The organism is Microbacterium mangrovi (assembly GCF_000802305.1).
Taxonomy (GTDB): domain Bacteria; phylum Actinomycetota; class Actinomycetes; order Actinomycetales; family Microbacteriaceae; genus Microbacterium; species Microbacterium mangrovi.
Map to the genome: position 1 here is coordinate 155,637 of NZ_JTDK01000010.1, position 20,037 is coordinate 175,673.

General features: G+C 70.5%; 21 protein-coding genes and 1 tRNA gene. 17 read left to right on the top strand and 5 right to left on the bottom strand.

Going from position 1 to position 20,037, the window contains the following annotated elements; translation table 11 throughout:
* Positions 1 to 11: 11 nt before the first annotated feature.
* Positions 12 to 1,352 carry a nicotinate phosphoribosyltransferase gene (locus LK09_RS11445; protein WP_039399736.1) on the bottom strand — a complete coding sequence of 447 codons (1,341 nt, stop codon included), beginning with the start codon at positions 1,350 to 1,352 and terminating at the stop codon, positions 12 to 14.
* Between the two features lie 65 nt (positions 1,353 to 1,417).
* On the opposite strand from LK09_RS11445, the gene murI reads away from it, so the two are divergent.
* The 4 genes from murI to LK09_RS11465 all read left to right on the top strand — a co-directional run bounded on the left by murI (position 1,418) and on the right by LK09_RS11465 (position 4,593).
* A complete protein-coding gene (gene murI / locus LK09_RS11450) occupies positions 1,418 to 2,266 on the top strand; it encodes a glutamate racemase (protein ID WP_039399359.1) in 849 nt (282 codons plus the stop codon).
* Positions 2,263 to 2,994, top strand: coding sequence for a ribonuclease PH (gene rph / locus LK09_RS11455; protein ID WP_039399361.1), 732 nt, complete (start codon positions 2,263 to 2,265; stop codon positions 2,992 to 2,994). Before murI ends, rph begins: the two co-directional genes overlap by 4 nt.
* Positions 2,991 to 3,605: an RdgB/HAM1 family non-canonical purine NTP pyrophosphatase gene (rdgB, locus tag LK09_RS11460; protein ID WP_039399363.1), complete on the top strand. Its 615-nt coding sequence runs from the start codon at positions 2,991 to 2,993 to the stop codon at positions 3,603 to 3,605. The genes rph and rdgB overlap by 4 nt, the downstream gene beginning before the upstream one ends.
* Before the next feature lie 79 nt (positions 3,606 to 3,684).
* The gene (locus LK09_RS11465; RefSeq protein WP_039399366.1) at positions 3,685 to 4,593 is read left to right on the top strand and encodes a cation diffusion facilitator family transporter; all 909 of its coding nucleotides are present in this window, start codon (positions 3,685 to 3,687) and stop codon (positions 4,591 to 4,593) included.
* 6 nt (positions 4,594 to 4,599) lie between these two features.
* Here LK09_RS11465 and LK09_RS11470 read toward each other — a convergent pair whose 3' ends face one another.
* Positions 4,600 to 7,035: an ATP-dependent DNA ligase gene (locus LK09_RS11470; RefSeq protein ID WP_039399368.1), complete on the bottom strand. Its 2,436-nt coding sequence runs from the start codon at positions 7,033 to 7,035 to the stop codon at positions 4,600 to 4,602.
* 58 nt (positions 7,036 to 7,093) lie between these two features.
* Here LK09_RS11470 and ku point away from each other — a divergent pair, with 58 nt between their 5' ends.
* A complete protein-coding gene (ku, locus tag LK09_RS11475) occupies positions 7,094 to 7,918 on the top strand; it encodes a non-homologous end joining protein Ku (RefSeq protein ID WP_039399370.1) in 825 nt (274 codons plus the stop codon).
* On the opposite strand, the gene LK09_RS11480 is transcribed toward ku, so the two are convergent.
* Entirely contained in the window at positions 7,906 to 8,640 is a 735-nt protein-coding gene (locus LK09_RS11480; RefSeq protein ID WP_039399737.1) for a DedA family protein, read from the bottom strand. The two genes, ku and LK09_RS11480, sit on opposite strands and share 13 nt — an antisense overlap.
* Positions 8,641 to 8,682: 42 nt before the next feature.
* Positions 8,683 to 8,764: transfer RNA gene (locus LK09_RS11485), tRNA-Leu, on the bottom strand.
* A gap of 150 nt (positions 8,765 to 8,914) precedes the next feature.
* On the opposite strand from LK09_RS11485, the gene LK09_RS11490 reads away from it, so the two are divergent.
* From LK09_RS11490 to smpB, 12 genes are all read left to right on the top strand, one after another.
* Positions 8,915 to 10,216, top strand: a complete 1,302-nt coding sequence (locus tag LK09_RS11490) for an alpha/beta hydrolase (protein WP_039399372.1) — start codon at positions 8,915 to 8,917, stop codon at positions 10,214 to 10,216.
* Positions 10,217 to 10,391: 175 nt separating this feature from the next.
* Positions 10,392 to 11,510, top strand: a complete 1,119-nt coding sequence (locus LK09_RS11495; RefSeq protein ID WP_039399738.1) for a CpaF family protein — start codon at positions 10,392 to 10,394, stop codon at positions 11,508 to 11,510.
* A complete protein-coding gene (locus LK09_RS11500; protein ID WP_039399374.1) occupies positions 11,507 to 12,367 on the top strand; it encodes a type II secretion system F family protein in 861 nt (286 codons plus the stop codon). The genes LK09_RS11495 and LK09_RS11500 overlap by 4 nt, the downstream gene beginning before the upstream one ends.
* Positions 12,364 to 13,296, top strand: a complete 933-nt coding sequence (locus LK09_RS11505; RefSeq protein ID WP_039399376.1) for a type II secretion system F family protein — start codon at positions 12,364 to 12,366, stop codon at positions 13,294 to 13,296. Before LK09_RS11500 ends, LK09_RS11505 begins: the two co-directional genes overlap by 4 nt.
* A gap of 50 nt (positions 13,297 to 13,346) precedes the next feature.
* Positions 13,347 to 13,547 (top strand): hypothetical protein, encoded by a 201-nt coding sequence (locus tag LK09_RS11510; RefSeq protein WP_052226687.1) that lies wholly within the window; start codon positions 13,347 to 13,349, stop codon positions 13,545 to 13,547.
* Complete coding sequence (locus tag LK09_RS11515; protein WP_052226688.1) at positions 13,547 to 13,963, top strand: TadE family protein; 417 nt, start codon at positions 13,547 to 13,549, stop codon at positions 13,961 to 13,963. Before LK09_RS11510 ends, LK09_RS11515 begins: the two co-directional genes overlap by 1 nt.
* Complete coding sequence (locus LK09_RS11520) at positions 13,938 to 14,420, top strand: TadE/TadG family type IV pilus assembly protein (protein WP_039399378.1); 483 nt, start codon at positions 13,938 to 13,940, stop codon at positions 14,418 to 14,420. The genes LK09_RS11515 and LK09_RS11520 overlap by 26 nt, the downstream gene beginning before the upstream one ends.
* Complete coding sequence (locus LK09_RS11525) at positions 14,417 to 14,857, top strand: hypothetical protein (RefSeq protein ID WP_231563018.1); 441 nt, start codon at positions 14,417 to 14,419, stop codon at positions 14,855 to 14,857. Before LK09_RS11520 ends, LK09_RS11525 begins: the two co-directional genes overlap by 4 nt.
* A gap of 27 nt (positions 14,858 to 14,884) precedes the next feature.
* Positions 14,885 to 15,997 carry a peptide chain release factor 2 gene (gene prfB / locus LK09_RS11530; RefSeq protein WP_039399382.1) on the top strand — a complete coding sequence of 371 codons (1,113 nt, stop codon included), beginning with the start codon at positions 14,885 to 14,887 and terminating at the stop codon, positions 15,995 to 15,997.
* Between the two features lie 89 nt (positions 15,998 to 16,086).
* On the top strand, positions 16,087 to 17,100 hold the full coding sequence (gene ftsE, locus LK09_RS11535; protein WP_039399383.1) for a cell division ATP-binding protein FtsE: 1,014 nt from the start codon (positions 16,087 to 16,089) through the stop codon (positions 17,098 to 17,100).
* Positions 17,097 to 18,011 (top strand): permease-like cell division protein FtsX, encoded by a 915-nt coding sequence (gene ftsX, locus LK09_RS11540; protein WP_039399385.1) that lies wholly within the window; start codon positions 17,097 to 17,099, stop codon positions 18,009 to 18,011. The genes ftsE and ftsX overlap by 4 nt, the downstream gene beginning before the upstream one ends.
* 63 nt (positions 18,012 to 18,074) lie before the next feature.
* A complete protein-coding gene (gene smpB / locus LK09_RS11545) occupies positions 18,075 to 18,551 on the top strand; it encodes an SsrA-binding protein SmpB (RefSeq protein ID WP_039399387.1) in 477 nt (158 codons plus the stop codon).
* 14 nt (positions 18,552 to 18,565) lie between these two features.
* Here smpB and LK09_RS11550 read toward each other — a convergent pair whose 3' ends face one another.
* Positions 18,566 to 20,026 (bottom strand): MFS transporter, encoded by a 1,461-nt coding sequence (locus LK09_RS11550; protein ID WP_039399389.1) that lies wholly within the window; start codon positions 20,024 to 20,026, stop codon positions 18,566 to 18,568.
* Positions 20,027 to 20,037 lie beyond the last annotated feature (11 nt).

Sequence of the window (20,037 nt, forward strand, 5' to 3'; positions counted from 1 at the left end):
CACGCGACGCCTCAGTCCGCCGACGTGTGCACGGTGGGGATGCCGGGATCGGCCCGGCTGAGGGCGAGAGCCTGCACCGGCAGCTCCTCCCGCACCCGCAGGTGGTGCGCCCGGGCACGGCGGACGCCCTCCGGTCCCTCGGCCGTCGCGTCGATGTCGCCGGCGACCACGAGCGGCACCTGCAGCGGACGCGCATCCGGATGCTGTGCCGGAGCGTCGGGAAGGTCGAATCCGCTCGCGACCTCGACCACTTCGGCCGTCGCGGTGCCGCCCTCCAGACGGCGGAAGGCGGTTTTGCGCCCGCCGAGCGACGCCTTGTCGGCGGACAGCTTGGCGACCGGTGTCCACCCACCAGCGGCATCCTGCCGGGCGACGAGTTTGAACACCATGCCCGCGGTCGGCGTTCCGGAGCCGGTCACGACCGACGTCCCCACACCGTAGGCATCCACCGGCGAGGCCGCCAGGGCGGCGATCGCGTACTCGTCGAGGTCGCTCGTCACGGTGATCCGCGTCCCGGTCGCCCCGAGTGCGTCCAATTGTGCGCGAACCTCGGCGGCGACGATCGGCAGGTCGCCGGAGTCGATGCGCACTCCGCCGAGCCCGGTGCCGGCGACGCGGATCGCGGTCGCGACGCCGGTCCGGATGTCGTAGGTGTCGACGAGGAGGGTCGTGTCGGCGCCCAGCGCCTCGATCTGGGCGCGGAAGGCGTCTTCCTCCCGGTCGTGGAGGAGCGTCCAGGCGTGCGCCGCGGTGCCCATCGTGGGGATTCCCCACGCGCGTCCGGCCTCGAGGTTGCTCGTCGCACCGAAACCGGCGATGTAGGCGGCTCGGGCGGCGGCGACCGCGCCGCGCTCCGATGCCCGGCGCGAGCCCATCTCGGCGAGCGGACGGTCTCCGGCGGCGATGGACATGCGCGCCGCGGCCGTGGCGACCGCGGAATCGTGATTGAGGATGCTGAGGGCGATGGTCTCCAGGACGACGGCATCCGCGAACGTGCCCTCGACGGTGAGGACCGGCGAGCCGGGGAAGTAGAGCTCACCCTCCCGATAGCCGGTCAGCGACCCGCGGAAGCGATAGTCCGCCAGGTACGCCAGAGTGGTGTCGTCCACCACGCGGTCATCGCGGAGGAACCGCAGTTCGTCGTCTCCGAAGCGGAACGAGCGCAGCGCCTCCAGGAGGCGCCCGGTGCCGGCGACCACGCCGAACCGGCGACCGCCCGCGAGGCGACGCGCGAACAGCTCGAACACGCAGCGCCGCGCGGCCGTGCCGTCGCGCAGCGCGCCCTCCAGCATGGTGAGCTCGTACCGGTCCGTGAGCAGCGCCGTGCTCGGCTGCGAGGAGGGGGCGACCATGCCGGTCAGCATATCGCCGCCGCCGCAGCCGACCGCCCGTGCACGCCCGGGTAGGCTGGTCGATTGTGAACGACGCGCCCATCGGAATCTTCGACTCCGGCGTCGGCGGACTCACCGTGGCGCGCGCGATCTCCGCGCTGCTGCCGCGGGAGTCGATCCTCTACGTCGGCGACACCGCGCGCTCTCCGTACGGGCCGAAGCCGATCGCCGACGTCCGCCGCTATTCGCTGGAGGTGCTGGACACCCTGGTCGATCAGGGCGTGAAGATGCTCGTCATCGCCTGCAACACGGCCTCGGCCGCCATGCTGCGCGACGCGCGGGAGCGATACGACGTGCCGGTCGTCGAAGTGATCGGCCCCGCCGTGCGCACCGCGATCTCCACGACCCGCTCGGGCAGGGTCGGGGTGATCGGAACGCAGGGCACGATCGGATCCGGCGTCTATCAGGACATGCTCGGCATCGACGCCCGGCACACCGTCTTCGCCCAGGCCTGCCCGCGCTTCGTCGAATTCGTCGAGGACGGCGTCACCGACAGCCCGGAGGTGCTCGCCGTCGCGGCCGACTACCTCGCCCCTCTGCGCGAGGCCGACGTCGACACCCTGGTGCTCGGCTGCACCCACTATCCCTTCCTGGAGGGTGCGATCAGCTACGTCATGGGCCCCGACGTCTCGATCGTCTCCAGCGACACCGAGACCGCCAAGGACGTCTTCCGCCAGCTCGTCTCGCTGGACCTGCTGGCCGGCCCCGACGCCGAGGCATCCCACGTCTACGAGGCGACGGGCACCTCGGCCGAGGACTTCCTGCGCCTCGCACACCGCCTGATGGGCCGCGAGGTCCGCGACGTGCGGCTCGTGCAGACCGGCACCATCGACATCCCGGCATCCGCCCGACTCCCCGAGAGGAACACCCGATGAGCGACATCGTCCGCGCCGACGGGCGCAGCGTCAGCGACCTGCGTCCGGTCACGATCGAACGAGGCTGGAGCAAGCAGGCCGAAGGATCCGCACTGGTGAGCTTCGGAGACACGAAGGTGCTGTGCACGGCGTCGTTCACCGGGGGAGTGCCGCGCTGGCTGACCGGGAAGGGCAAGGGGTGGGTGACCGCCGAGTACGCGATGCTGCCCCGCGCCACGAACTCCCGCAACGACCGCGAGTCGGTCAAGGGCCGGATCGGCGGTCGCACGCACGAGATCTCCCGGCTCATCGGTCGCGCGCTGCGGGCCGTCGTGGACACCAAGGCGCTGGGCGAGAACACCGTCGTGATCGACTGCGACGTGCTGCAGGCCGACGGCGGCACCCGCACGGCCGCCATCACGGGGGCGTACGTCGCCCTCGCGCAGGCGATCGAATGGGGCCGCGAGAAGCGTCTCGTCCCCGCCAAGGCCGACGTGCTGCTGGACTCCGTCGCGGCCGTCTCCGTCGGGATCATCGACGGCGAGCCGATGCTCGACCTCGCCTACGTCGAAGACGTGCGCGCGGAGACCGACATGAACGTCGTGGTCACCGGGCGCGGGCTGTTCGTCGAAGTGCAGGGGACGGCCGAGGGGGCCCCGTTCGACAAGCGCGAGCTCGACGCACTGCTCGACCTCGGCGTCGACGGATGCAGCCGCCTGCGCGAGCTCCAGCTCGCTGCACTCGCATGAACGCCGACGGAGCCCGCAAGCAGGCGGTGCTCGCCACGCACAACCCGCACAAGGTCACCGAATTCGAGCGGATCATCCGCACCACCCGGCCCGACTTCGAACTCCTCGGGTACGACGGGCCCGAACCCGTCGAAGACGGAGTGACGTTCGCGCAGAACGCGCTCATCAAGGCACGCGCAGCCTGCCGCCACACCGGGCTCCCGTCGTTCGCGGACGACTCCGGCGTGAGCGTCGACGTGCTCGGCGGATCACCCGGCATCTTCTCGGCCTACTGGGCCGGGCACAAGAAGGACCCGGTCGCCAACCTGAACCTGCTGCTCGACCAGATCTCCGACATCGCGGACCCGCACCGCACGGCCCAGTTCGTGAGCGTGATCGCCCTCGTGCTGCCGGACGGAGCGGAGCACACCGTCGAGGGCGTCTGGAACGGACGGATCGCCGAGGCCGCGCGCGGCGAGGGCGGCTTCGGGTACGACCCGGTCTTCGTCCCCGACGGACAGGTGCCGTGGGCCGAGCGCACCGTGGGCGAGTGGACGGATGCCGAGAAGGCCGAGGCATCCCACCGCGCGCGGGCGTTCCGTGCGCTCGAGCCCCTGCTCGAGACGCTCTGACGCGGTCCTGAGAACAAGTCTCATTCCCGACTAGGGGAAACGGCCCGGACCGGGGTTTTGCCGCCCGTACGCTGGATTCATGCACGATCACGCCCCCGGGGTCCGCGGCGCCGACAACCGTCGGCTGCTGGCGACCTCGCTCGCGATCACGAGTTCCGTGATGGTCGTGCAGATCGTCGGGTCGGTCCTGTCGGGTTCGCTCGCGCTCCTCGCCGATGCCGCGCACATGTTCACGGATGCCGCCGCGCTCGTGATCGCCCTGATCGCCAGTGTCGTGGCATCCCGCCCGGCCGACGAACGGAGCACGTTCGGCTATCAGCGCGCCGAGGTGTTCGGTGCTCTCGTGAATGCCGTGATCCTCATCGCGCTGTCGGTGTGGGTGGCCGTCGAGGGCGTCCTGCGCCTCCTGAATCCGGGAGAGACGGAGGTTGCCGGCGGCCTCATGCTCGTCGTCGCGGCGGTGGGTCTCGTCGCCAACGCGGTGTCGATGTGGCTGCTGAGCGCCGCTCAGCGCCACAGCATCAACGTGCGCGGGGCATACCTCGAGGTGCTCGGCGACCTCATCGGCTCCGCCCTCGTGATCGTCGCGGCGCTCGTGATCCTGCTGACCGGGTGGGCGCAGGCGGACGCCCTCGCCTCCCTCGCGATCGCGGCCATGATCGTGCCTCGTGCGGTCTCGCTGCTGCGCGAGGTCTTCTCGGTGCTCGGCGAAGCGGCGCCGGAAGGCGTCCACGTCCAGGAGATCCGCGAGCACATCCTCGGAACCCCGGGCGTCACGGACGTCCACGACGTGCACGTGTGGCAGCTCACCCGCGGGGCCCCCGTCTTCAGCGCCCACGTCGTCGTGACGCCGGAGGTGCTCGCCGACGGGCGCTCCGGCCGTGTCCTGGCGCAGCTGCAGGGATGCCTGTCGACCCATTTCGACGTGGAGCACTCCACGTTCCAGCTCGAGCCGGCCGGACACTCCGAGCACGACGCCCACATCTGAGGGCGCTCAGTCCTCCCGCACCACGTCGGCCGCCGACTTGTCCGGGCGCAGCCCGCGCCAGCGCGCCTGCCGCAGCGTGCCGTTCGGCGACCACTCGGCGAACTCGACCTCGGCCACCACGCTCGGCTGCACCCAGATCGCGTCGGCCGCGTCGGCGGCCGGGGTGTCGGCGAAGGGATCAGTGTTCACCACGAGTGGAGCCAAGAGGTCCAGGAGCGACGCGAGCGCGCGCTCGCTGAGGCCGGACCCGACCCGTCCGCAGTAGTGGAGACCTTCCGGCGTGGGCACTCCGACCAGGAGCGAGCCGATCATCGAGGCGCGGCCGCCCCTCCCCGGGCGCATGCCCCCGATGACGACTTCCTGCGTGCGCACGTGCTTCACCTTCAGCCACGACGGACTGCGCACACCGGGCTGATACGACGAGGCCGGATCCTTCACGACGACCCCCTCCAAGCCCAGCCGGCCGCTGGTCTCGAGGGCGGCATCCACGTCGTCGAAAACGGGCGGGACGATGATCTGGGCCGGGAGGCGCGCCGACAGGTCTTCGAGCAGCCGGCGCCGTTCGCGCAGCGGGAGGACGGCATCGTGCTCGTCTCCGACCGGCAGCGCGTCGAACAGCACGTACTGCACGGGAGTGCGCGGAACCTCCCGTGCGATCTCGTCCGGGGAGCGCAGATTCATGCGCTGCTGCAACCGGGTGAAGCTCGGCCGGCCGGATGCGTCCATCGCCACGACCTCGCCGTCCAGGACGAGCGGCCGCGGACCCAGGTCCACGTCACGGACGATGTCCGGATAGCGGGCAGTGGCATCCGCACCGCTTCGTGCATAGAGGCGGAGGCGCTCGCCGTCCCAGACCCCCAGGGCGCGCATGCCGTCCCACTTGATCTCGGTCCACGCGCCCCACCGCTGGGCTGCTGCCCGCGCGATGCCGGGGGTGGCCGAGACGGAGAGCATCGCCCGCGGCACCGCGAGCGAGAGCGTCTCGTGGTCGCGCGGCGGCCGCCGATCGGCCTGCTCGGTCGGCGTCGGCGTCGCGGCATCCGGCTGGGGGAGTCCGGCCGCATCGGTCTTCATCCGGTGCAGCAGCCACGTCGACTTCTCGCCGTCGCCGTCGGTTCGGATCAGCGCCAGCCGCGCGCGACCGAGCGGGCCGCCCGGTCGTCCTTCAGCGGTGAGGATGATCTCGTCCTCCCGCCACTTCTCGAGGTCGTAGCGCCCGTCGTCCCAGATCGTGACGGTGCCGGCGCCGTACTCGCCGCGCGGGATGGTGCCTTCGAACGACCCGTACTCCAGGGGATGGTCCTCGGTCTGGACCGCGAGATTGTTGCGGCCCGGGGTCGGGGGGACGCCGCGCGGGACGGCCCAGCTCGCGAAGACTCCGTCGTGCTCGAGGCGGAAGTCCCAGTGCAGCCGCGTCGCGTGATGCTCCTGGATGACGAACCGCGGCCGCTCGCCGGCCGGCGTCGCGTGGGCGAGCGGGTTCTCCGGCACCGGCTCCGGGGTCCTGTTCGCGTCGCGCTTCGCGATGTACGCCGACAGGGGGCCGGTGGTCCCGCCGCGCGCACCCGCGCGGAATCCGATCGCCGCCATCGGGTCGCCCAGCTCGTCGGCGCGCAGCAGCACGTCGCCGATCACCAGGTGCCGCAGTCCCGGGTCGTCCAGCTCGTCCCACGTCCGCGGGGCCGCGACGAACGGTCGCTCGCGTCCGCGGAGGGAATAGGGCGCGATCGTGGTCTTCTTGCCGTTGTTCTGACTCCAGTCGACGAGCACCTTGCCGTCGCGCAGCGCCTTGGACATGCTGCTCACCACCAGCTCGGGATGGTCCGACTCGAGCGCGCGCGCCAGTTCTTTGGCGACCTGCGACACCTGCTCGCTCGTCAGCGCGCCCTCGAGCGCCGCGTACAGGTGGAGGCCCTTGCTCCCGCTCGTCACCGGGTACGGCTCCAGGCCCATGTCGGTGAGGATGCGGCGCGCCCACCGCGCCACCGCGGCGCATTCGACCAGCCCGGCCCCCGGCCCCGGATCGAGGTCGAGCACCAGCCGGTCCGGCGGCGCCGGCATCCCGTCGTCGCCGAATCGCCACTGCGGCACATGCAGTTCCAGAGCCGCCGTCTGCGCCAGGTACACGAGCGCGGCCGTGTCGTCGGCGAGCGGGTAGTCCTTCGCCCCGCCGGAGTGCTGGATGGGCATCCGGCGCAGCCAGCCGGGCGCGCCGGCCTCGAGGTCCTTCGCGAAGAAAGGGGTGGACTGCACGCCTTCCGGCCAGCGTTTCCGAGTGATCGGGCGGCCGGTGACGTGCGGGATCATCAGCGGCGCGATCCGGGAGAAATAGTCGATCACCTCCGCCTTCGTGGTGCCGGTCTCGGGGTAGAGCACCTTGTCGAGATTGGTCAGCCGCAGGCGGCGACCCGCGACGCGGACCAGCTGCTCGTCGTCTGCCATGTGCCCATCCTGCCGCGAGACGGCCCCATCCGGCGCCGGGACGGTGTGTACTGGGTTCATGAGAGCCATCTGGAAAGGCGCGCTGACCTTCGGTCTGGTCAACGTCCCGGTGAAGGTGTACTCCGCGGTGGAGGACCATGACGTGTCCCTGCACCAGGTGCACGGAGTCGACGGCGGACGCATCCGGTACCAGCGCATCTGCGAGATCGACGGAGAAGTCGTGCCGTACGCCGACATCGACCGGGCCTACACCGACGGTGAACAGACCGTCGTGCTCACCAAGACCGATTTCGCCGCCCTTCCCGCGGAGCGAAGCCGGGAGATCGACGTCGTCGAGTTCGTGCCGAACGACCAGCTCGATCCGCTGCTCTTCGACAGCGCGTACTACCTCGAACCCGACTCGGCGTCTCCGAAGGCCTACGTGCTGCTGCGTCAGACGCTCGAGCGTACCGATCGCACCGCCATCGTGCGCTTCTCGCTGCGGCAGAAGACCCGCCTGGCCGCGCTCCGCGTCCGCGGCGACGTGCTCGTGCTGCAGACGCTGCGATGGTCCGACGAGGTTCGCGAGGTCGCGTTCCCCTCGTTGGACGAGCCGGTGCGGATCTCCTCACAGGAACTGGACCTGTCGGCATCCCTCGTGGAGAGCTACGCGTCCGACTTCGACCCCACCGAGTACACGGACGACTATCAACGAGAGCTTCGGGTGCTGATCGACGCGAAGATCGCCGAGGGCGACACGCTCGATCCGTCGGCCACGTTCGCCGCGTCCGCAGAACCCGAAACGGGCGGGGAGGTCATCGACCTCATGGCCGCGCTGCGCGCGAGCGTCGAGCGGTCCCGGGCCGCGAAGGGCACCGGGGACGACGAGGCTCAGGCGGGCTGATCTCCGGAGGCCTCCAGGCCCGCGGCATCCGCGGCATCCTGGGGGGCCTCCGCCTGCGCCTGCGCCTCGTGCTTGCGAGCCTTGGCGCGCTCGCGGAAGTAGTGGGCGAGCGTCACCCCGACGCTCACGACGACGACGCCCACCAGGATCACGTCGATGTACTTGGTCACGAAGTCCGCGACGACGGGAATGAAACCGATCACGTAGCCGAGCATCACGATACCGAAGCACCAGATCACGGCGCCGATCGCGTTGTACAGCGTGTACCGGCGCCGCGGCATCTTGCCGACGCCGGCGACGACCGGCGCGAAGGTCCGCACGACGGGGACGAACCGGGCCAGGATGACGGTCAGGCCGCCGTAGCGTGCGAAGAACGCGTTCGTGCGGTCGACGTTCTTGCGGCTGAAGAGCCCGGACTCGCGCCGCTCGAAGACCGCGGGGCCGGCCTTGTTGCCGATGTAATAGCCCATCTCGCCGCCCGCGAAAGCGGCGACGGCGATCAGCAGCGCGACCACCCAGACGTTCAGCCCGAAGATGTTCTTGGTGTTCGTGAGGAGCCCGGCGATGACCAGGAGGGTGTCGCCGGGGAGGATGAAGCCCACGAGGAGCCCGGTCTCCGCGAAGACGATGCCGAGCACCACGAGGAGCGCCCAGGGGCCGGCCCCGGAGATGATGTTCTCCGGGCTGAGCCAGGGGATCAATGAGGCAGCGTGCACAGGCATTCCGTCGTGAGTGTTGGAGTGGTGAAGAATCACCGGCATTCGTGCGGAAGGTGGGACTTGAACCCACACGCCCGAGGGCACAGGAACCTAAATCCTGCGTGTCTGCCGATTTCACCACTCCCGCGGAGATCCCAGTCTAGCCAGGAGCCGGCTGTGCGTGGTCCGTGTGCTCGCGGCATCTTCCCGGCATTCGTGGGGCGTCCCTCGGGCATGTTCAGGCGATTCGCGGAATGCGGCGGCGGTACTGTGAACCGGCTCAGAGGAAGGATGTCGCATGCGCGAACTGCTGAACCTGCAGATCATCGGGGGCGTGGTGCCGTGGGCGCTCACCATCACGTCGCTCGCGATGCTGATCGCGCTGCTCGTCCGCAAGCCCACCAAGGGGTGGGTGATCGGCTCCGCGGTCGCGATCGTGGTCGGGGTGGGGGTCGCCGTGGGCATCTACATCTGGGCGAACACGACGCTCGTCTTCGAGATCCCGCTCCCGGACGCCGTGCTCGGCTGGACCGCCGCCGCATTCGCCGGCATCGGTCTCGCGATCGTCTGCATCTGGCGCGGACGATGGTGGCAGCGCGTCATCGCCGTCGGAGCGATCGGCGCGTTCGCCCTCACCGGGGTGGTGCAGGTGAACGCCGTGTTCGGCATCGACCCGACCGTCGCGGATCTGCTCGGCGTCACGGTGAGCAACCCGGTCGCGCTGCCGCACGGGCACAAGGCCACCACGCCCGCAGCCGGGACGGCGCTGTATCTGCGGTGGCACGCCCCGAGCGGGATGCCGGCCGAGGGGCGCAGCGGCACCGTCTCGATCCCGGGGACCGTCTCGCACTTCCACGCCCGGCTGGCCGGGCTCTACCTGCCGCCGGCCGCTCTGGTGCCGAACGCGCCGGCGCTGCCGCTCATGATCATGATGATGGGCTACCCGGGCGTGCCCAGCATCCGCCCCACCGCCGACGTCGTGGCCAGACTCGCCGCCGCCCATCACGGGCTCGCGCCGATCGTGATCGTCGCCGACCAGGTCGGGACGGACGGCGACCCGGGCTGCACGAACGGAGCGCGCGGCAACGCCGAGCAGTACGTCACCACCGACGTCCTCGACTGGGCCCGCAAGCACCTGAACATCATCCAGAGTCCCCGCTACTGGACGATCGCCGGATACTCCAACGGCGCCACCTGCGCGGTGAAGATCGGCGCGCAGTACCCGAAGGAGTTCCGCAGCGTGCTCGCGGTGTCGCCCGAGCTGTACATCGGGACGCATTACTCGCGCACGATGATCCGCCACGTCTTCCGCGGCAATCTCGCCGCCTGGCAGGCGGCCAAGCCCGCGGTGATCCTGGCGAAGAACGCGCACGTGCACCACTTCTACCGTGGCGAGTACACGATCATCACGACGGGCGCCCTGGACACCCACTACGGCGTCCAGTCCCATGAGCTCGCGGCGGCGGCGCGGCGGGCGGGGATGTTCGTCTCACTGCGGGTGCTGCCCGGGGTGACCCACATCGGGGCGAACGTCGTCGACGGGCTGTCCACGGGCATCGGGCTTCTCTACGCCAGGTGGGGGCTCGCGCCGGCGGTCTGAGCAGCACCGCCGGGACCCCGGGCGCGTCGGTGAACGGGGTTGCGTGCGGGCCTGTGGATAACTTTCGAGGCAGCCTCGCGGAAATTGCGAGGATGTCCGGGTGCTCCTTCCGTCCAGTTCCACCGCGGCCCGTGCCCAGGGGACCGACGACGGTGCCGCCGCGCCGTCGAACCTCGTGGCCGCCCGGGTACGGGAAGAGCTGCGCAGCCAGCAGATCGATCCCTCCCGCGACCCCGATCGCGCGCAGACGCTGACGCGGGTCGAAGTCCGCCGGTACAACGACACCGCCCTCGCGCGCGGTGAGCGCCCCATCGACGACGAAGACGGGTGCGTGCGGGAGGTGCTGGCGGCGGTTGCCGGCTACGGCCCGCTGCAGCCGTACCTCGACGATCCCTCGGTCGAGGAGATCTGGATCAACGCGCCCGACCGGGTCTTCCTGGCGCGCGGCGGGGTGTCGCAGCAGCTTCCCCTGCACCTGCAGGACGGACAGGTGCGCGATCTCGTGGAGCGGATGCTGCACGCCACGGGGCGGCGCGTGGACCTGTCGCAGCCGTTCGTGGATGCATCCCTGCCGGATGGTTCTCGTCTGCACGTGGTGATCCCGGACGTGACGCGGCGGCACTGGTCGGTGAACATCCGCAAGTTCCTGTCGGCGTACCGCGACCTCGAGGGCCTCGTCGCGGCCGGCTCCCTCACGTCGCAGGCGGCCGAGGCGCTTCGCGTCGAGATGTCGCGCGGCAGCAGCGTGCTCGTCTCGGGGGCGACCCACGCGGGCAAGACGACGATGCTCGGAGCGCTCATCGCCGCCTGTCCGCCCGAGCACCGGATCATCACCGTGGAGGAGACCTTCGAGCTCGCCGTCGCCGCACCCGACATCGTCGCGATGCAGGGCCGCCAGCCGAGCCTCGAAGGCACCGGCGAGATCACGCTGCGCCGCCTCGTCAAAGAAGCCCTGCGGATGCGACCCGACCGTCTCATCGTCGGCGAGGTGCGGGATGCCGAGGCCCTCGATCTGCTCCTGGCGCTCAACACCGGCGTGCCCGGTGCCGCGACGATCCACGCGAACTCGGCACGAGAGGCCCTGCGCAAGCTGGGGGCCCTTCCGCTGCTGGCGGGTCGGAACATCGATGCCGCCTTCGTCACGGCGGCCATCGCCTCGTCGGTCCAGCTCGTCGTGCACTGCGCACAGGATTCGCAGGGTCGAAGGCGCGTCACCGAGATCGTCGCTCCGACCGGCACCGTGACGGACGGCGCCGTCGACGTCCGCACGGTCTACACGGGGGCGACATCGTGATCGTCGTCCTGGGCACGATGCTGGCGGCCGGCATCCTGCTTGTCGCGGCGCCCGCCCTGTGGCCGCGCGGAGCCGCACGGCCGGCGCCGGCCGATCGGACCGGAGCGGTCCGCCGACTGCTCGACGGCGCCGGGTTCGCGGCCGTGTCGACCCGGACGCCCGTGCTCCTGGCCCTCGGGTTCGCCGTCGCCGGCGCCTGCGCGACGTGGCTGGTGATGGGCGTGCCGGTCCTCGTGCTGATCGCCGGGGTGGCCGCCGCAGGTGCTCCGTTCGTGTGGCTGAACGCCCGCGCGAAGCGCTTGCGCCGCGCACGTCGTGCGCTGTGGCCGGACATCTGCGACCTGCTCATCGCGTCCGTCCGCGCCGGCATGGGTCTGCCGGATGCCGTCTCGTCCCTCGCCGGGTCGGCGCCGACGGCCCTGCGCGGGCCGTTCGACGCGTTCGCCCGCGACGTGGCGGCCTCCGGGCACTTCGACTCGGCGGCCGCGCGACTGAAGACCCGGCTGGCCGATCCGGTGGCCGACCGGATCATCGAGACGCTGCGCATGGCGCGCCAGGTGGGCGGCACGGAGCTCGTTCCAGTCCTGCGATCCCTCGCCTCATCCGTCCGCGCGGAGGCGGCGCTGCGCGCAGAGGTGGACTCGCGTCAGTCGTGGATCCGCGGAGCCGCGGTCCTCGGCGTAATCGCACCGTGGGTGATCGTGGCCCTCCTGGCACTGAGGCCGGAGGGCGTGAACGCGTACAGCAGCCCGGCCGGGGTCGCCCTCATCCTCGGCGGCGCGGTCGTGTCGGTGATCGCCTACCGGATCATGATCCGCATCGGACGCCTTCCGGAGCCGCGGCGGTGGTTCGCATGACGGGACGATGGACGACCGACGCAGCGCTGGCCGTGCTGCTGGGCGGGGCCTTCGGGGTCGGTGTGTGCCTGGTGCTGGTCTGCCTGCCGAGGTGGGGCGCACCGTCGCTGAGCCGGCGCATCGCACCGTACATCAGGGACGTCTCCGATCCGCTCGGCCTCACCGCCCTGACACCGTTGCACTCGTTCGGCATCCGCGATCTGCGGCTGCGGACGGCGGAGCGCGCCGCATCCCTCCTGGGCGGGTCTGCCGTGATCGAACGCCGTCTCCGACAGTCCCGACGGTCCGGCGACGTCATCGCCTTCCGGGGTCGTCAGCTCATCTGGATGCTGTCCGGGCTCGGGGCGGGCGCCGCCCTGGCGGTGCTGGCCGTGATCGGCGGGCGCGGCGGCGGCATCGCGGCCGTCCTCCCGCTCGTCGCCGCAGCGCTCGCCGTGGTCGTGTGCGACGCGGAACTCACCGCCGCCGCCCGGCGGCGATGCGCCCGGATCGAAGACGAACTGCCGACCATGCTCGACTTCCTCGCGATGTGCCTGTCGGCGGGGGAGGGCATCCTCGACTCGCTTCGCCGTGTCGCCCGCCTCGGATCCGGCGAGCTCACCGCGGAGCTGCGCGACGTGGTGCTCGCCGTCGGCACCGGCGCCGGCCTCGGCGACGCGCTCACCCGGATGAGCGCGGACCTCCAGCTGCCGGCGCTGTCGCGCTCCATCGATCACATCGTCGCCGCGATCGACCGCGGCGCCCCGCTCGCGCAGGTATTGCAGGCCCAGGCGGCCGATGCGCGCGAAGAGGCCAAACGCGGTCTCATCGAGCGAGCCGGCCGGAAGGAGATCTACATGCTGATCCCGCTGGTGTTCCTCATCCTGCCGCTGTCGGTGCTGTTCGCGATCTTCCCGGGGGTGTTCCTGCTGCGCCTCGGGATCGGGTGAGGCGACAGGGTCCCGGGGGTCGGCTGACGCAAGAGATGAAGGAGAGAAGAATGAAGAAGAAGGCACGTGCCATCCTGAAGGGCTTCGCATCGCGGTGGGATGCCGCGGCGAACGACGACCGCGGAGACGTCCCCGGCTGGGTGCTCATCACGCTGATGACCGCCGGTCTGGTCGTCGCCGTCTGGGCGCTCGCCGGTCCGGCGCTCGCGGATCTTTTCAATCAGGCGATCGCGCGCGTCTCCGGGCTGTGATGCGCACCGGGAGGCGCCGCCCGACCGATCGCGCGCGCGAGCGTGCGGCCGATCCGGATGACCGCGGGTCGAGCCCGGTCGAGTTCGTCCTCGTCGGAGGCCTGCTCACCATCCTCACGCTCGGCGTCCTGCAGTTCGGTCTCGACGTGTACGTGCGAAACGTCGTCCACGATGCCGCGGTGGAGGGCGCGTATCACGCGGCGCTGGCAGACCTCGATGCGGCGGACGGGGCGGCCTGGACGAGGCGGATCATCACGCGGACGGTCGGCGCCCGCTACGCCGGGCGGATCGATGCGCGCCGTTCCGGAGACGATGTGCGGCTCACGGTGCGCACGACGCTGCCCCTCATCGGGCTGATCGGGATCCCTCAAGCCTTGGAGGTGACCTCCCGTGCGCCGATCGAACGGCTGGACTGACCGGCTCCGAGTCAACGCGCCGGCGACGGACGACGCGGGGTCGGCGGCGATCGAGTTCATCTTCGTGGGCGTGCTCATGCTGGTTCCGCTGGTCTACCTGATCGTGACCCTGGGCCTGGTGCAGGGACAGACCCTGGGGGCGGAGGCCGCGGCGCGGCACATCGCCCGGGCGGTCGCCACGGCGCCGGATCCGGAGGCCGCATCCCGCCGCGCTCGCCAGGTTCTGCAGGCGGTGATCGCCGACTACGACCTCGACCCGGCGACGGTGGATCTGTCGATGAGCTGCCTGCCCCGCGGGGTCCGCTGCCCGTCGGCGGGCGCCACCGTCCGTGTGACCGTGCGCGCACAGGTCGCGCTGCCGCTCGTGCCGCACATCCTCGGCCTGAACGACTGGGCCAGCGTCCGGCTGGAATCCCATGCCGCCCAGCACGTCTCGCAGTTTCCGGGGTCGCCGTGACCGTCGCCTGGCCCGGGCGGCGCCCACGCCCCGGCGCCGACGACGAGGGCACGCTGATGATCCTGACGATCGCGTACGCGGCGCTGGCGCTGGTGCTCATCCTGCTGTGTGCGGATGCCACGTCGATGTACCTCGCTCAGAAGCAGGTCGAGGCGGTGGCCGACGGTGCCGCCGTCGCGGCCGCCGAGGGGGTGGCCTCCGCGACGGGCGAGGATACGGTCGCGGTGCGACTCGATGACGACGCGGTGCGCAGGGCGGCGTCGCTGTTCGTGCACGACAACGGAGGGGGAGCCGCCCTCGTGAGCGGGACGGCACCGGACAGCACGTCGGCCCGCGTCACGGTGGCGTCGACGTGGCATCCTCCGGTCATCACGCTGTTCGTCCCGCAGGGCGTGACGCTGCGCGCCACCGCGACGAGTCGCACGGCTCTGGAGTGACCCGTATCCGCGATACCCTGGACTGTCATGCTTGAGTTCGATCCGTCTGCCGACATCCAGGCCCTGCGTTCCACGTTCTCCGACATCCAGGCCGTCGTCGATGTTCCCGCCCTGCGCGCCGACATCGAGCGACTGAGCGCCGAGGCCGGTGCCCCCGACCTCTGGGACGACGTCGAGAAGGCGCAGAAGGTCACCAGCGCCCTCAGCCACCGTCAGGCGGAGCTCAAGCGCGTCACCGACGTCGAGCAGCGCCTGGACGACCTCGACGTGCTCGTCGAGCTCGCCAACGAGATGGACGACGAGGACACCGCGAACGAGGCGCGGGCCGAGCTCGCCGCGCTCGGCGAGGTCATCAGCGACCTCGAGGTCCAGACCCTCCTCGACGGCGAGTACGACGAGCGCGCTGCCGTCGTCACGATCCGCTCGGGCGCCGGCGGCGACGACGCGACCGACTTCGCCGAGATGCTGATGCGCATGTACCTGCGGTGGGCGGAGCGGCACAAGTACCCGGTGAAGGTGATGGACACCTCCTACGCCGAGGGCGCCGGCATCAAGTCCGCGACGTTCGAGGTGGATGCCCCGTACGCCTACGGCACGCTGTCGGTCGAGGCCGGCACGCACCGCCTGGCCCGCATCAGCCCGTTCGGCTCGGCGGACAAGCGCCAGACCAGCTTCGCCGCCGTCGAGGTCATCCCGGTGATGGAGGAGGCCGTCGAGGTCGACATCCCCGAGGGCGACATCCGCGTCGACGTGTTCCGCTCGTCGGGGCCGGGCGGACAGTCGGTCAACACCACCGACTCCGCCGTGCGCATCACGCACCTCCCGACCGGGATCGTCGTCTCGATGCAGAACGAGAAGTCGCAGATCCAGAACCGGGCCGCTGCGATGCGCGTGCTGCAGACGCGCCTGCTCCTTCTGAAGAAGGAAGAAGAGGCGGCCAAGAAGAAGGAGCTCGCCGGCGTCATCACCGCGAGCTGGGGCGACCAGATGCGCTCGTACTTCCTCTACGGACAGCAGCTCGTCAAAGACCTCCGCACCGGCTACGAGGTCGGCAACCCGGCGGTCGTCTTCGACGGCGACCTCGACGGCCTGATCGCCGCCGGCATCCGCTGGCGCAAGCGCAAGGACGACGACGACTGACGTCTCGACGCGAAGACATCGATCCGGATGCCGCGCGTCCGGGTGTCGTTAGCGGTCGCGACGGCGTGCCCGCTTAGGCTCGTTAGGCCATGATCCGGTTCGAGAACGTCACCAAGCGTTACCGCGGCACGTCGAAGCCCGCCCTCAGCGAGGTCGACTTCGAGGTGCTGCGAGGCGAGTTCGTCTTCCTCGTCGGCCCCTCCGGGTCCGGCAAGTCATCCTGCCTGCGGCTGATCCTGCGCGAGGACACCCCCTCCGAGGGCCGCGTGATCGCGCTGGGACGCGACCTGCGCACGATGTCCACCCGCAAGGTCCCGTACTTCCGCCGCCACATCGGAGCCGTCTTCCAGGACTTCCGGCTCCTTCCGACCAAGACGGTCTCGCAGAACGTCGCCTTCGCGCTGCAGGTGATCGGCGCCTCGCGGCCCTTCATCCAGCAGGCGGTGCCGGAGGCACTGTCGCTGGTCGGACTCACCGGCAAGGGCAAGCGACTGCCGCACGAGCTGTCCGGCGGCGAGCAGCAGCGCGTCGCGATCGCGCGTGCGCTGGTCAATCGTCCTCAGGTGCTCCTCGCCGACGAGCCGACCGGAAACCTGGATCCAGCGACCTCCGCCGACATCATGCAGCTGCTCGCGCGCATCAACCTCGCCGGGACCACGGTGGTCATGGCGACGCACGAGGCGGGATTCGTCGATCAGATGCAGCGCCGCGTGATCGAACTGAGCGAGGGCGTCATGGTGCGCGACGAGAGCCACGGCGGTTATGGCGATCGCCGTCTGCCGGACCTCGCGCCCGGCCCCGAGAAGGGCGTCGAGTCCGTCGCGGCGTTGACCGCCGTGCTCGAACTGCACCGCGAGATCGTCGAGACGGGCGTCGCCGACCTGCCCTTCGCACCCGCACCGGTCCCGGCTTCGCGCCCCGCACCGCAAGCCGATGCGAAGGGTGCCGAGGAGCCTGAGGAAGCCGAGAAGGCACCCGAGGAGCCGGCACCGCGAACGGGGACGATCGAGGTTCAGGATGTCGACGTCGCCGAGCTCGGCCTCGCCGACAAGCTCGGCCTCGGCGACACGGACGACGACGAAGAAGTGGGGCCGACGCGATGAGGGCTGGACTCATCTTCACCGAGGCGCTCTCCGGCCTGCGGCGGAACATCTCGATGGTGATCTCGATCGTGCTGGTCACCTTCGTCTCGCTGACCTTCGTGGGTGCGGCGATCCTCATGCAGGGCCAGATCGGCAAGATGCGCGACTTCTGGACCGGGCGTGCGCAGGTGCAGGTCTCGATGTGCGTGAACGGCGCCCGCGAGGCATCCTGCTCGAGCGGGGCCGCGACGGCCTCCCAGATCGCCGCCGTCAAGAAGCAGCTCGACAGCGCCGCGCTGAAGCCCCTGATCGGCCAGTATCGGTTCGAGACGCCCAAGCAGGCGTACGAGAACGCTCTGAAGCTGCTCGGCAACGACTACCGCGACATCCTCAGCCCCGGCCAGTTCGGGGCGAGCTTCTACATCAACCTGGTCGATCCCGAGAATTCCGCCGTCCTGTCCGAAGCCTTCGCCGGAAAGCCCGGCGTCCAGGGCGTCCAGGATCAGATGAAGCTCCTGCAGCCGTTGTTCTCCGCCCTCACGGTCGCCACGTACATCGCCGTGGGAATCGCCGTGCTGATGCTCATCGCCGCCGTGCTCCTGGTCGGCACCACGATCCGATTGTCGGCCTATGCGCGAAGACGGGAGATCGGCATCATGCGGCTCGTGGGGGCATCGAACAGATTCATCCAGACGCCGTTCATCCTGGAAGGCGTGTTCTCGGCCCTGATCGGATCCGTCCTGGCGTGCGTCGCGGTGTGGGCCACGGTGCAGTTCGGGGTGGGCGGATACCTGGAGCGGCGGGTCGAGTTCGTGACGACCTGGGTAGACACCTCGGACGTGCTGTATGTCATCCCGATCCTCATCGGGCTCGGCGTGCTGCTGGCGGCCGTGTCCGCCGGCTTCGCGATTCGCCGGTGGCTGCGCGCTTGATAGACTGACGGGCTTGCCGCCGTCCGTCCGGGCCACCTGCGGCATCCGACCAAGGAGTGGACCATGCCTCGGGAACGTGGTGAGAAAGTCGTCGCGACAAACCGTCGCGCCCGCCACGAGTACACCATCGAGAAGACGTACGAAGCGGGCCTGGTGCTGACCGGCACCGAGGTGAAGTCGCTGCGGCAGGGCCGTGCGAACCTGTCCGACGGATACGCCTACATCGACGGCGGCCAGGCCTACCTCGATGCCGTGCACATTCCCGAGTACTCGCAGGGCACGTGGACCAACCACTCGTCCAAGCGCACCCGCAAGCTGCTGCTGCACAAGGACGAGATCATCAAGCTGTCGCACGCCGTCTCCGCGGGTGGGTACACGCTCGTGCCGCTGAAGCTGTACTTCTCGGACGGCCGCGCCAAGGTCGAGATCGCGGTGGCGAAGGGCAAGCGCGAGTACGACAAGCGCCAGACGCTGCGCGAGCGCCAGGACAAGCGCGAGGCCGAGCGCGCGATGCGCTCCCGCAACCGGCTGGGGGAGTGAGCGCGGGCTGACTCTCAGCGGGTGGACGCGTCGGCCGGCGCGGCCGGATCGGATGCCGCGGCGTCGCGGAATGCGTCCTTCGGCACGAACACGAGCAGCCCCGCGGCGATGAGGGCGGTGACGCCGCAGACGACCCACACTGTCACGTAACCGGTGAAGGAGCCGGCGGTCGATTGCGTCCCGCCGGTGGCCCCGTGCAGCAGGGCGATGCCGAAGACGCAGGAGGCGATCGCGCCGCCGACGGTCTTGACCGAGTTCGTCAGGCCGGTGGCGACACCGGTCTGGGTCGGCGGAGCGGCGGATGCCGCGGCGGCGGGCAGGGCGGCGACGAGCGCGCCCGACCCGATGCCGACGATGACCATGTTCGTGATGAGCTGGCCGTAGGCGGCGTGGAACGGCAGGAACAGGAGGAACCCGATGCCGACGAGGACGGCTGCGACGATGAGCGCCACGCGGGGCGTGAGCAGTCGTGCGACGGTCGGATAGGTGACAGCCCCGGCGATCATCGCGATGAGGTAGATCCCGATGATGAGCGAGGTCTGGAAGCCGCTCGTGCCGAGGCCGTAGCCGTACACGGCCGGGTCGGTGCGCGCGAAGGTCGACAACGGTGCCTGCGCGCCGAGGACGCTCACTCCGAACAGCCCCGCGGTGAGGAAGACCGGGCCGAGGCTGGGGGAGCGGAACATGCGGACGTCGATGAGGGGGTCCGGCTGGCGCAGCTCCCAGACCGCGAACGGCCACACCAGCAGGATGCCGAGGGCGACCACCGCCCACGAGAACGCGTTCTCGACCCCCGTGATCCGCAGCAGGCTCAGGCCGCCCGTGAGGGCCAGCAGCGCGAGCGAGATCAGCACGAGCCCCACCGTGTCGAGGCGCCCGCCGGTGGGGTTCGGCGACTCGCGCACACCCCACAGCACGACGAAGAAGCAGGCCACGACGGCGAGGGCGGGGATGAGCAGCACCACCGTGAGCGGCAGCACGTCGACGAGCGCCCCGCCGACGAGCGCGCCGATGATCGCGCCGCTTTCGAGGGCCGCGACCAGCAGGCCGGCGGCCTTCGCGGTGATGCCGGAGCGTCCGGGCAGGGACCGGGCACGCGACCAGATGAGCGCGATCTCCAGGGGCAGCCAGACGACGTAGAAGCCCATGAGCGCCCACGCGGCCAGGAAGACCGGGAACGACGACGTGAACGGCAGCACGAGCGCGGCGGCCGCCGTGATCGCGGTCGAGACCAGCAGGATGCGCTTGTGCCCGACCATGTCGCCGAGTTTGGCCAGCGCCGGGACGACCAGTGCCGACAGCATCAGCTGGGTGCCCTCGAGCCAGTTCACGTCGGCGTCGGGGATCTCCAGATGCCGCGCGATGTTCGTCAGCATCGGGGTGTAATACCCCTGGAGGATGCCGCTGGTGAACTCCACGAACGCGAGGAAGCCGACGACGCCGGCGAGGGTGCCGAGGCTGGTGCGCGCTGACATCGGGCTCCTTT